The sequence below is a fragment of the Arthrobacter sp. 05T442 genome (assembly GCF_056395945.1).
Map to the genome: position 1 here is coordinate 1 of NZ_JBFTKM010000004.1, position 11671 is coordinate 11671.

At 67.5% G+C, this 11671-nt stretch carries 9 protein-coding genes and 1 rRNA gene; 4 read left to right on the plus strand and 6 right to left on the minus strand.

Features of this window, described 5'->3' with window-relative positions; translation table 11 throughout:
• The 4 genes from rrf to AC1DES_RS06075 form a co-directional block, all read left to right on the plus strand.
• Nucleotides 1-103, plus strand: a 5S ribosomal RNA gene (rrf, locus tag AC1DES_RS06060); the annotation flags it as partial.
• Nucleotides 104-347: 244 nt separating this feature from the next.
• Complete coding sequence (locus tag AC1DES_RS06065; protein ID WP_476894792.1) at nt 348-1355, plus strand: patatin-like phospholipase family protein; 1008 nt, start codon at nt 348-350, stop codon at nt 1353-1355.
• A gap of 74 nt (nt 1356-1429) precedes the next feature.
• A complete protein-coding gene (locus AC1DES_RS06070; RefSeq protein WP_476894793.1) occupies nt 1430-2278 on the plus strand; it encodes an SDR family NAD(P)-dependent oxidoreductase in 849 nt (282 codons plus the stop codon).
• A gap of 126 nt (nt 2279-2404) precedes the next feature.
• Nucleotides 2405-2992 carry a hypothetical protein gene (locus AC1DES_RS06075; RefSeq protein ID WP_476894794.1) on the plus strand — a complete coding sequence of 196 codons (588 nt, stop codon included), beginning with the start codon at nt 2405-2407 and terminating at the stop codon, nt 2990-2992.
• A 157-nt stretch (nt 2993-3149) separates the two neighbouring features.
• On the opposite strand, the gene AC1DES_RS06080 is transcribed toward AC1DES_RS06075, so the two are convergent.
• From AC1DES_RS06080 to AC1DES_RS06105, 6 genes are all read right to left on the minus strand, one after another.
• A complete protein-coding gene (locus AC1DES_RS06080; protein ID WP_476894795.1) occupies nt 3150-4976 on the minus strand; it encodes a putative bifunctional diguanylate cyclase/phosphodiesterase in 1827 nt (608 codons plus the stop codon).
• Nucleotides 4977-5232: 256 nt separating this feature from the next.
• Complete coding sequence (locus AC1DES_RS06085) at nt 5233-7335, minus strand: putative bifunctional diguanylate cyclase/phosphodiesterase (RefSeq protein WP_476894796.1); 2103 nt, start codon at nt 7333-7335, stop codon at nt 5233-5235.
• Nucleotides 7336-7467: 132 nt separating this feature from the next.
• A complete protein-coding gene (locus tag AC1DES_RS06090) occupies nt 7468-9606 on the minus strand; it encodes a putative bifunctional diguanylate cyclase/phosphodiesterase (protein ID WP_476894989.1) in 2139 nt (712 codons plus the stop codon).
• A gap of 221 nt (nt 9607-9827) precedes the next feature.
• Nucleotides 9828-10985, minus strand: coding sequence for a glycosyltransferase family 4 protein (locus tag AC1DES_RS06095; RefSeq protein WP_476894797.1), 1158 nt, complete (start codon nt 10983-10985; stop codon nt 9828-9830).
• 101 nt (nt 10986-11086) lie between these two features.
• Nucleotides 11087-11281, minus strand: coding sequence for a hypothetical protein (locus AC1DES_RS06100; RefSeq protein ID WP_476894798.1), 195 nt, complete (start codon nt 11279-11281; stop codon nt 11087-11089).
• Nucleotides 11282-11415: 134 nt separating this feature from the next.
• The gene (locus tag AC1DES_RS06105) at nt 11416-11655 is read right to left on the minus strand and encodes a hypothetical protein (RefSeq protein WP_476894799.1); all 240 of its coding nucleotides are present in this window, start codon (nt 11653-11655) and stop codon (nt 11416-11418) included.
• Between the last annotated feature and the right edge of the window lie 16 nt (nt 11656-11671).

Sequence of the window (11671 nt, forward strand, 5' to 3'; positions counted from 1 at the left end):
CGTGGGGGAAACGCCCGGTCCCATCCCGAACCCGGAAGCTAAGACCCACAGCGCCGATGGTACTGCACCCGGGAGGGTGTGGGAGAGTAGGTCACCGCCGGACAACCATTAGGTCGAGAGCCTCCAACCACCCGGTTGGAGGCTCTCCCACTTTAACCGGCTTGATGCCGACCGATTGCGCACCGCGACGCTGGTGTGCGATCATTCCCGTGACAGCGATCCATCGGCAGGAGGTGAGACCCATGTACGCAGTATCCGCAATGGGTTCTCCCTGCAGTCAGCGACCGTGCGACTGAAGTAGTCGCAACTGGGAGCGCCCGCCAGGCAATTCGCGAAAGGCGACTCCCATGAACACAACAACCCCTTCCACTTTGCACTTCACCTCGACGACGGTGTCCGACCGACCGGGGTCCGACCAGCCGGTGTCCGACCAGGATCAGCCGCAGGTGGACGCCACAAAGCGGGGGTGCGCCGCCGGCGAGCGAGCGTTGGTGCTCGGTGGCGGCGGATCGACAGGCAACGCGTGGCTGATCGGCGTCATCGCCGGCCTGCTCGATGCCGGGCTTAATGTGACCGAGGCCGATCTGGTCATCGGGACGTCGGCCGGATCGACGGCCGCGGCCCAGATAGCTGGCTCGACCCCGGCCGAACTCCTCGCCGCCATCCTTGCCGCGGCGCCCCAGCAACGGACCGGACCGGTCGGATCCGACGGTGGACGCGGTCCGACCAGGCCGGCGACGGACCACCTGGAGCGAACGGGCAAGATTATCGCTGCTTCCGAGGACGCGGCTGACATGCGCCGCAGAATGGGCGCGGCGGCATTCGACAGGGATGCGGCGTCGGACGGTTCCGGGCAGGCGCGGTGGCGCGAGACCGTCGCCGCACGGCTACACAGTCAGCGCTGGCCGCAACGAGCGGTGCTCGTCACGGCGGTCGATGCCCACACCGGTGAACCGGTCGTGTTCGACCGCCATAGCGGAGTCGACCTGGTGGACGCCGTCGCCGCCAGCTGCGCCAGTGGCTTCGCCTACAGGATCGGGGATAACCGATATATCGACGGCGGCTACCGACGCAACGAGAATGCCGATCTGGCAGCCGGACTCGGACGGGTGCTGGTACTGTCGCCATTCGGCGGCAGAACACGGACGCCGTTGGAGTGGGGCATGCATCTGGCAGCCCAGGTCGACGAGCTACGTGCACGCGGCAGCAGAGTTGAAACGATCTTCCCGGATAGCGACGCCGAGCACATGTTCGGCGCCAATGCGATGGATTTTTCGCTGCGTCCGCCCGCTGCTGGGGCTGGTTACAACCAAGGCAGAGCCCTTGCCGGGCAGCTCACCGAATTCTGGCGATGACGCCCTCGGCGGAACACCGGCGGCCCCGGCGTCGTTGTACCAGCGCCACCCTCTTCGATTCAAAGGACTTTTCCATGACCCAGCGGACCATCGTCATCACCGGAGCCAGCGACGGCATCGGTGCCTCCGCCGCGCGGACGTTCAGCCGGCAGGGGGAACGGGTGGTCGTCGTCGGCCGTTCCGCGGAGAAGACGGCGACGATTGCAGCGGAAATCGGCGCCGACTACTTCGTCAGCGACTTTGCTGAGCTCGCCCAGGTGCGCACCCTCGCGGCGCAGCTGAAGGACAAGTACCCGCGGATTGACGTCCTTGCCAACAACGCCGGCGGGATCATGGGTCCCCGCGAGCTCACTGTGGACGGCCACGAGAAGACTCTCCAGGTCAACCACCTGGCCCCCTTCCTGCTCACCACCGAGCTCATGGACGTCCTCACCGCCAGCACGGCGACGGTGATCAACACCTCGAGCGTCGCCAATTCGCTTTTCGGCAAGCTGGACATCGAGGACCTCGACGCTGCCCGGAGCTACAACACCAACCGCGCGTACGGCAATGCCAAGCTCGCGAACATCCTGTTCACCGCCGAGCTCCACAACCGCTACAACGCGGCCGGCATCTCGACGGCGGCGTTCCACCCGGGCGGCGTGGCCACGAACTTCGCGGCGGACTCCACGAGCCCCATGCGCTTTGCGTACAAGTCGTTCCTGAAGCGGTTCATGCTGACCCCGGAGCAGGGCGCGGACACGCTCGTGTGGCTCGCCAACGCGACGCCGGGCCATGACTGGATCTCCGGGGCGTATTACGCCAAGCGGGCCCTTTCCAAGGCCAACAAGCAGGCCTACGACGGGGGATTGGCCCGGGAGCTGTGGCTGCGCAGCGAAGCGATGGTGGCCCAGGACCTCGACAAGCTCGATTCGCCGGCGTAACCGCCGCTGACCTTGGGGGCCGTAACGCCCCAGTAACGGGTGCCCAATATCCTCCTATCAGGGTTGCTTTCGCAAAATGATCCAATGCAGGCCGGCATCCTTTGCCGGAACCTAAGGAGAATCCTGATGGCCGAAATTGTTCTCGACAAGTTCTCGGCTCAAAACTGGGTGATTACCCCAGCCGCTCTGGCGGTGGGAGAAATACCGCCGCGGAATATTCTTGATCAGAAATGGTTGTTGGTCCTGTCCGGCGTCGTGGAGGCAAACTTGGAAGGAAACAGCAATTCGGCGTGGTTGAACGAGACCGTCGATTTCCTTCCCGCCGACAGCGTATCCCTGGGCTTTGGGCTGCAGGAAGGGCCGCTGAACTGGGCGATCAACCACTATTCAATTCCAAGGCCGTCGGCAAACGAGCACGACTATACAACCGTATTTTCACTCCAACAGTGGGCTCCGTTCGCTGGCCTGAGCGCAATTTTCGACGAGCATGAGTCGATAGACGCTGGCTACGCTGTCGACAGGTGGCGTCCACGCCACTTCCTTGTGGGGTTTACGCCGTTTACTGCGCAACCAGTCGGCAACATTTTCACAGGCCTCACAGTCGATGTGGGTGTTCGTGACAACGATGCGTGGATCTTGAAGCTCAGTTATAACATCACCCTCCTTGGCACGATTGCCTTCGTGGATCCGGGGTCGCTGAGGCCTCCGTCATAGATCCGATCACCCGGGAGCTTCCCGCGCCGGTACGAAGGCCCCGGCACCGCAGTCCAGCGCCGCCCGGCCAGGAACGAGACGTTAACCGGCAGGTTCGGCCTCTATCCGGGCGCCGACGCTCCCACCCCTGCTACACCCTCAAATGCGATGAGCCGGTCTACCGCCCGGCGTCGACGTTGTCGATGGCGTTGAGCGCGCTTTCCATGGTCCCGGCCAGGTCGCTGGCCGGGGCCGGCCTGGCGAACAGGTAGCCCTGCAGCGAGTCGCAGCCGCGGTCCATCAGGTACTTGGCCTGGGCCGGGGTCTCGATGCCCTCGGCCGTGACCAACAGGTCCAGGGCGTGGGCTGCGTTGATCATGGTGCCGAAGAACGGCAGCTGTTCCTGGCCGGTCTTGACCATGGCCACGAAGGAGCGGTCGATCTTGACGTTGTCCAGCGGCAGCTCCTTGAGGCGGCCGAGCGTGGAATAGCCGGTGCCGAAGTCGTCCATGGCAATCCGGACGCCGGCCGCCCGCAGCTGGTGCAGCTGGCGCAGCACGTCCGAGGACGCGTCGAAGAACACGCTCTCCGTCAGCTCCAGCGTGAGCTGGCGCGGATCCACGCCGGTGGACGACACGATCTCCAGGACATCCGTGCCGAAGTCCCGGTGCTGGAACTGCAACCCGGAAACGTTCACGGCGACGCTGTACGCGGCATCTCCGGCCAGCCAGGGCCGGATCTCGGCGCAGGCGCGGCGCAGGACCTCGTCGCCGATTTCGCGGATGAGGCCGCTCTGCTCGGCCACCGGCAGGAACTGGTTGGGCGGGACCAGGCGCCCGTGCCGTTCCCAGCGCGCGAACGCCTCGAACTGCACCACGGCGCCGAGTCCCGGCGACACAACCGGCTGGTAGTGGACCGAGATCTGGCCCAGCTCCACGGCGCGGCGCAGCCCGGTCTCGCCGTCGGCCTTGTGCACGGCCGTGCCCAGCATCTCGGGCCGGAAGCGCAGCCACGTGCTCTTGCCCCTGGCCTTCGCCGCGGTCAGTGCGGCGTCCGCCTGCCGAAGCAGTTCCGCGCCGTCCAACGTCTGTGCCGTTTTGGAGGCCAGGCCCATGCTCACGCCTGGACGCACCATGGTCCCGCCGACCCGCAACGGTACCTGCAGGGCCTCGGCGATCCGCTTGGCCACCGCATCGGCCTTGAGGCATTCGGTCAGCAGCACAACGAACTCATCGCCGCCGAGCCGGGCCACGGTGTCGTGCGGGCGGACGCAGTTGCGCAGCCGGCTCGCCACCTCCACCAGGAGCTCATCCGCGGCCGATCGCCCCAGCACGTCGTTGAGGTTCCGGAAGTCATCCAGGTTCAGCAGAAGGACGTCCACCGGATCGGGCCGGCGCAGCGCCACGGCCAGCCGCTCGTTGAACAGGGGACCGTTGGGCAGTGCCGTGAGCGGGTCACGCAGGGCACCGGCCTTGAGCTGGTCATCGTGCTCGACGAACGCTGCAGGAACAGTGGCCGCCGCACCGGGAGGACGACGGCGGAGCGCGCCGACTCCGCTGCCGGCACCGGCGATGCCACTGACGCTACTCACCGGGGCGCCGGCGTCGTACTTCTTGATGGCGTTCGGCTGCTGGGAATCCGTGTGTGCGGCCAGGCGGTGACCCGTGCCGCGGACGGACAAGGCAACCATGCGGCCTGCTTCGGCGGGGACCAGAGAGTACGCGATTTCGACGGGAACTTCGGACCCGTCTGCCTTGCGGCCCGAACCCTCGAACGGCGGGGACGAGGGGGATGCGGCGCCCAATTTGGCCAGGACGCGGTGGAACGGCTCGCGCGAGGCCTCAGCCAGCAGGAGGCTGTGGTCCGCGCCCAGGAGCTGCGCGCGGGAGTATCCGAAGAGCTGTTCCGAGGCCGTGTTCAGGAAGGAGATCGATCCGTCCTGGTCCAGCAGCAGCAGCGCGTCCGGGCTGTGCTCCAGCAGTAACTGAGCGAAGCCATCGTCCATGGTTTGTGCCTGCCCCCCAAGCGACGGAAATAAGGAATGCAGCCACCATGCGGAGAACAGGGCGCGCTGCGCTCCCTGCATCATATGTGGTGCGGAGCCTAAGGCGTGATACGCGTCATGCCGCGCCGGAAAATGCATCGGATCCGCACCGGAGGCCCCGCCAAACCGAACGCCAAACCGGACGCCAAACCGGACGCCAAACCGGACGCCAAACCGGACGCCAAACCGGACGCCAAACCGGACGCCAAACCGGGGGCTATCCGGGCAGCGGCACGCTCTCCAGGGCAGCAATAGCCGCGACCGAGGTGCGCACCGCGGCTGCCCGCCCGGACTCCGGCTCGGCGCGGGAGAAGAGGAAGCCCTGCAGGGCGTCGCAGCCGTGGTCCATGAGGTAGCGCGCCTGGGCCGGCGTTTCGATGCCCTCGGCGGTGACCTTCAGGCCCAGGCTCTTGGCCATGTGGATCATGGAGGTCAGGATGGGCAGCTTTTCCACCCCGGTGCGGACCATGGACACGAATGACTTGTCGATCTTCACCACGTCCACCGGCAGGTCCTGGAGCCGGCCCAGGGACGAGTAGCCGGTGCCGAAGTCGTCGAGGGCCACGCGGATGCCGGACAGGCGCAGGGTCTCGAGCTGGGCGATGACGTGGGAGTGGGCGTCGAAGAACACGCTTTCCGTCACTTCCAGGACGAGCTGCTGCGGGTCCACGCCGCTCCACGCCGCAATATCCAGGACCCGTTCGGCGAAGTCCCGGTGCTGCAGCTGCACGCCGGAGACGTTCACCGCGAGCGTCCGGAACGGATCCTCCGCGAGCCACGGCGCCAGATCCGTGCAGCTGCGGCGCAGGACCTCGGCCCCGATCTCCCGGATCAGGCCGCTGCGCTCCGCGGTCTCAATGAACTGGTCCGGGGGCACGAGCTGGCCGTCCCAGTTCCAGCGGGCGAGGGCCTCGAACTGGACGACGTCGAGCCGGTTCGTGGAGATGACGGGCTGGTAGTGGACGATGATCTGGCCCAGTTCCACAGCCCGCCGCAACCCGGCGGTCAGCTGCGTGCGTTCCAGCAGGGCCGCGAGCATCTCCGGACGGAAATGCACGTAGCAGTTCTTGCCGGCCTCCTTGGCCGCGTACATCGCCAGGTCCGCCTGCCGCAGCAGCTCCGAGGACGTCATGGTCCCACTGCCGCGCGAAGCCACGCCCAGGCTCAGGCCCGGCCGCATGAGGGTGCCCTCGATGGAGACGGGGGCGTTCAGGGTGCCCACGACCCGCTGGGCCACGGCATCGGCGTCCCCGCAGCCGACCAGGAGGACCACGAACTCGTCCCCGCCCAACCGCGCCACGGTGCCGTGGGGACCCACGCAGTTCTGCAGCCGGCGGGAGATCTCCACCAGCATCTCGTCGCCCGCATGGTGGCCCAGGACGTCGTTGACTTCCTTGAAATCGTCCAGGTCCAGCAGCAGCACGTGCACCGGCTCGGGCGTGAGTAGGGCCGCAGCGGCCCGTTCGTTGAACAGCATCCGGTTAGCCAGGCCCGTCAGCGGGTCCCGGAAGGCGAGTTCCTTGAGTTTGTCCGCCTGCTCGGCGAGCTCTTCCATGGCCTGGCGGGCCTGGTCTTGGGCGCGCCGGCGCGTGGTGATGTCGCGGAAGTTCCAGATCCGCCCCACGACGGCGTCCGAGACCTTCTGGGGGCGCGAGCAGAGCTCCACGGTACGGCCGTCGGTGAACTCGAGCACGTCCTGGCTCTGCATCACCTTGTCCGCGTAGAGCGCGTTGACCCTGCGCAGGAAGAAGTCCGGCTCGACCAGCTGCTTCGCAATGAAGTTGACCAGGGCGCTGGGGTCCTCCGCGGCCACGAGTTCGGGGGGCATGCCCCAGAGCCTGAGGTACTGGCCGTTGATCCCGGTGATGTGGCCCTCGCTGGAAACGACCACGATCCCGTCGGACGTCGTCTCCAGCGTCGCATCCAGGAGCGAGACGGCGAGGCGGCGGCCGGAGTCGGTGTCGTTGCGGTGGCTGGCGTCGCGGACGGCGACGGCCATGGCCGTTCCGGAGCCGCCGGTCACCAGCGAGCACGTGATCTCCAGGGCGAGTTCACTGCCGTCACGGTGGCATCCGACAGCCGCGAAGGGCCGGCTGGCCGACCGGTTCTTTCGGCCCAGCCTCCCGAAGACGCGCAGGAAGCCGCCGCGCTCACCCTCTGACAGCAGGACGGTGTGCTGGGTGCCCAGCAGCTGTTCGCGCGGGTATCCGAACAGGCGCTCGGCCGCTGAATTCATGAATGCGATGGTTCCGTCCGCGGTCAGCAGCAAAAACGCATCGGGACCCTGCTCCAGCAAAGCCTCTTCGAACCCTGTTCCCACGGCGATACCGGCCCCCAAAGCGACGGAAGTTGATAGACCCCCGGCGATGCCGCGGGCAATGCGTTTCCCTGAATCATAGGGTTCCCGGGTCCCGTGTCCAGCACCTTGGCACCGGAGATTTTCGGCGTCCCTTCAGGTCACCCGGTTCCCGGACACCCGATCCCCGCGCAATGCGGCGATCCTCTGGCCCGCCATGGTGAGCGCGTTCGCCAGTCCAGCCTCCGGTTCAGGGCCCGAAAACAGGAATCCCTGCAGGGAATCGCAATGCAGATTCATCAGGTAGCTTGCCTGCGCGGGGGTCTCCACCCCTTCCGCGGTAACCGTCAGCCCGAGGCCGTGCGCCATGGCGATCATGGCTGTCAGGATCGGCAGCTCTTCTCCGCCGCTGCGGATCATGGACACGAACGACTGGTCGATCTTCAGGGTGTCCACGGGGAGCTCCTGGAGCCGGCCAAGGGAGGAATAGCCGGTGCCAAAGTCATCGAGGGCCACCCGCACACCGGCCTTCCGCAGGGCCACGAGCTGCCGGGTCACATCGGCGTCGTTGTCGAAGAAGACACTTTCGGTGACTTCCAGGACCAGTTGCCGCGGGTCCACGCCGCAGGACTTCGTCACCGCCAGGACCAGCTCGGCGAAGTCCCCGTGCTGCAGCTGGACTCCGGAGACGTTGACAGCCAGGGAGCGTGAGGCGTCCTCCGCCAGCCAGGGCCGCAGTTCCGTGCAGCCGCGCAGCAGCACTTCGGTGCCGATTTCGACGATCAGCCCGCTGCGTTCTGCCGCGGGAATGAACTGTTGCGGCGGGACAATCTCGCCGTCCCGGAGCCAGCGGGCCAGGGCTTCGACCTTCACCACGACGCCCAGGTTGGTGGACACGATCGGCTGGTAGTGGACAGTGATCTGGCCGTTGTCGACGGCGAGCCGCAGCCCGGCCTCGATGTCCGTGCGGTCCACAAGCGCCTGCATCATTGCCGGCCGGAATTTCAGGTACCTGTTCTTGCCGGCAGCCTTGGCCGCGTACATCGCGACGTCGGCCCGCCGCAGGAGCTCGGAGGCGTCCACGGCATCCTCACTGATCGAGGCCATCCCCAGGCTCAGGCTGGGACGCAGCATGGTGCCGTCAATCCAGACCGGCACTTTCAAGGACTCGACGATCCTCGCGGCGACAGCCTCGGGATCCAGCGACCCCACCAGCAGCACCACGAATTCGTCCCCGCCCAGCCGGGCCACGACGTCGTTCGGGCGGACGCAGGCGCGCAGGCGCCGCCCCACCTCAATCAGCATCTGGTCCCCGGCGTGGTGGCCGAGGATGTCGTTGACTTCCTTGAAGTCGTCGAGGTCGAGCAGCAGGAGGTCGACGGCGGTCCCGCACGGCCCGCCCAGGGCGCTCGCCAGGTGGTCGTTGAAGAGCTGGCGGTTGGACAAGCCGGTCAGCGGGTCCTGGAAGGCCAGGGCCTTGAGCTGGGCGGCCTGCTCCGCGAGGTCGGCCATGGCCTGGGTGATCTGGTCCTGCGCGACCCTGGCCGGGGTGACGTCCCGGAAGCTCCAGACGCGTCCCACGACCTCGTCGGCGACTTTTTGGGGGCGCGAGTAGCGCTCGAATGTCCGGCCGTCGAGGAAGTCCAGGACGTCGTGGCTCTCCGCCATAGGATCGGCGTACAGGGCAAAGACTTTTTCGAGGAACTGGGTGGGGTCCTTGAGCTGGTCCAGGACGAAGCCCATCACGGCCTTGTCGTCCTGGGTGGCGAGCAGGTCCCGGGGGATGCCCCACATGGAGACGAACTGGTTGTTGACGCCGGCGATCTGGCCCTCGCTGCTGACTACCAGGATGCCGTCAGCCGTGGACTCCAGGGTGGCGGTCAGCAGCGACATCGCCTCGCGCAGGCTGGCGTCGGTCTCGCGGTGGGAAGTGCCGCGGACGGCGACGACCATGCCCACCCCTGCGCCGGGGGCCAGGAGGGAGCCCACCACTTCGCCCTGGAACTCGGAGCCATCCCGCCGTTGACCGTAGACGGCGACGGGAGGGGTCCCCAGGGCGTGGCTGTCGCGGCGCAGGCTCGTGAGCATCCGCCGGAAGGTTGTCCGGAATCCGTCCGCCAGCAGCATGCGGTGGTCGTGGCCCAGGAGCTCGCCGCGGGAATAGCCGAACAGGCGCTCCGCAGCGGTGTTGACCATGCTGATGGTGCCGTTCTCGGCAATCACCAGGACAGCGTCGGGGCTGGCATCGAGCACGTCAGCGTAGCTGGGGCCCGGCCCGGGCATCGGGCCGGGCATAGAGCCGCCGGACGGGCGTCGCGCGTCTGCGCGATCGCCGTCGTCGTCCGTCTCCGGGCGGGAAAACGTCACCCGGCCACCGCCGTGCGAACCTGAGACCACTGATATTCCATTAAGACGTCCTCCCCTCCGGAAATCATAGGGGTCCCAAGGGCGCCTCCTGCGTCAACACGGTGCAGTGGCGCTGCAGCAAGGCCGGATTGGTGGCCGTTGCACGGGGGTCACCGGTGGTTGAGCCTGCGCAAACCCGGGCTCCCGGCGATTCCGGCGTGTTCCATCACCGAGCGGTAGTGCTGGACGAGTTCATCGCCCAGGGCGGACCATGTCCGGCCCTGGACCGAGGCGTGGGCTGCCGCCGCGAACGCGCGCCGCTTGGCGTCGTCGCCCATCAGGTCCGTCACGCGGGCCCGCAACCCGGCGAGGTCGCCCGGCTCGTAGAGCCAGCCGGTGCGGGAGTTCTCCACGAGGTCCAGCGGGCCGCCGCGGCCCGTGGCCACCACCGGCACCCCGGATGCCATGGCCTCCTGGATGGTCTGGCAGAAGGTTTCAAACTCGCCGGGATGGACGAAGAGGTCGAAGGACGCCATGGCCCGCGCCAGGTCCTCGCCGCCGAGGAACCCGGTGAAGACCGCGCCGGGCAGGGCCGCCGCCAGGGCCGCCCGCTGGGGGCCGTCGCCCACGATCACCAGCCGGGTGCCGGGAACCTCGGCAAGCACCGCCAGATCTTCGACCTGTTTTTCGGCCGCTAGCCGGCCCACGTACCCGATGATGCGTTCGCCGCCCGGGACCAGGGAGGACCGCCAGGCCCCGTCGCGCTTGGCCGGACTGAACCGCTGCGTGTCCACGCCGCGCCGCCACATGCCCACCCGCGGAATGCCTCGGCCGCGGAGCTGGTTGAGCGCAAAAGTGGAGGGAACCAGGGTCCGGGAGGCCAGCAGGTGGATGTGGTCCACCCTGCTCCACGCCCAGTTCTCAAGGAAGGGAACGCCGTAGCGCGCCGCGTAGCTGGGAACCTCGGTCTGGTAGATGGCGACAGTGGGGATCCCCAACTGGTGCGCGGCCTGCGCTGCCCGCCAGCCGAGCACGAACGGGGACGCCAGGTGGACGACGTCGGGCGCGTAGTCGGCAAGGATTCGCTTGACCCGATACACACCGCCCAGCGCCACCCGCACGTTCGCGTACCCTGCCAGCGGAACCGAGGGCAGCCGGTGGACCTGGGCGCCGTACACCTCGCCCGGGACCTCGGCGTCCTGGGTTGCCGGCGCGATCACCAGGACCTCGTCCCCGCGCTGTTGAAGGTGCTCCAGCACGCGCAGGATGGAGTGCGTAACCCCGTTCATGAGCGGCAGGAATGATTCGGCGACGATTGCGATCCTCACACCTCCACGGTGCGGGCGGCGGCTGTCGGCGCGGGGTCAGGCGAATGGCGGGGGAGGGAAGAGTGCGTTAACAGGAGGGCGCGCGGGGCACCGGGGGCCGGTCACAGGGGGTCGGGCCAGTTGCCGACTCCGCGCAGGGCACGCAGGGGGTCCGGCCAGTTGCCGACGGGGCCGGAACGGCCCCGGGCCGGGCGGCCGCGATATGACTGTCCGCGCGCTGACAGGCCGTGACGGGACTGGCCGCGGGCGGCTTCGCCGGCGGGGACGGAATCAAGCAGAGGGGTGATGATGGGCATGAGATTGTCTCCTGAAAGAATAGTAAGTTCAGAAGGCCCCCCGCGTCGATAGCCCGAGCCTGACTGCCGTCAGTTGGGGGTGGTCTCTCAGTCCGGCGCGGATCCCGCGGCAGCGTCCCAGTCCCGCTTGAGTCTCAGTCCCGCTTGAGCACATCCGGGAGTTCGTCCACGTAGACCGTTTGCGGCGGCTCGTAGTAGATCACGAGGACTTGCTCGCCGACGGCGAAAACGCTGGTCTTATCAAACGGGTGGGCGTGGAACGCGCTGGTGCCGCCGCGGAACGGAAGCATGACCTCCCCGATGGTGCCCGGCCCGATCCGTCCGGTGACCCGGCCGATCCTGCCGGTCAGGCTCCGGTCAACGTCTTTGTGCATCGAAGTCCTTGGGCCT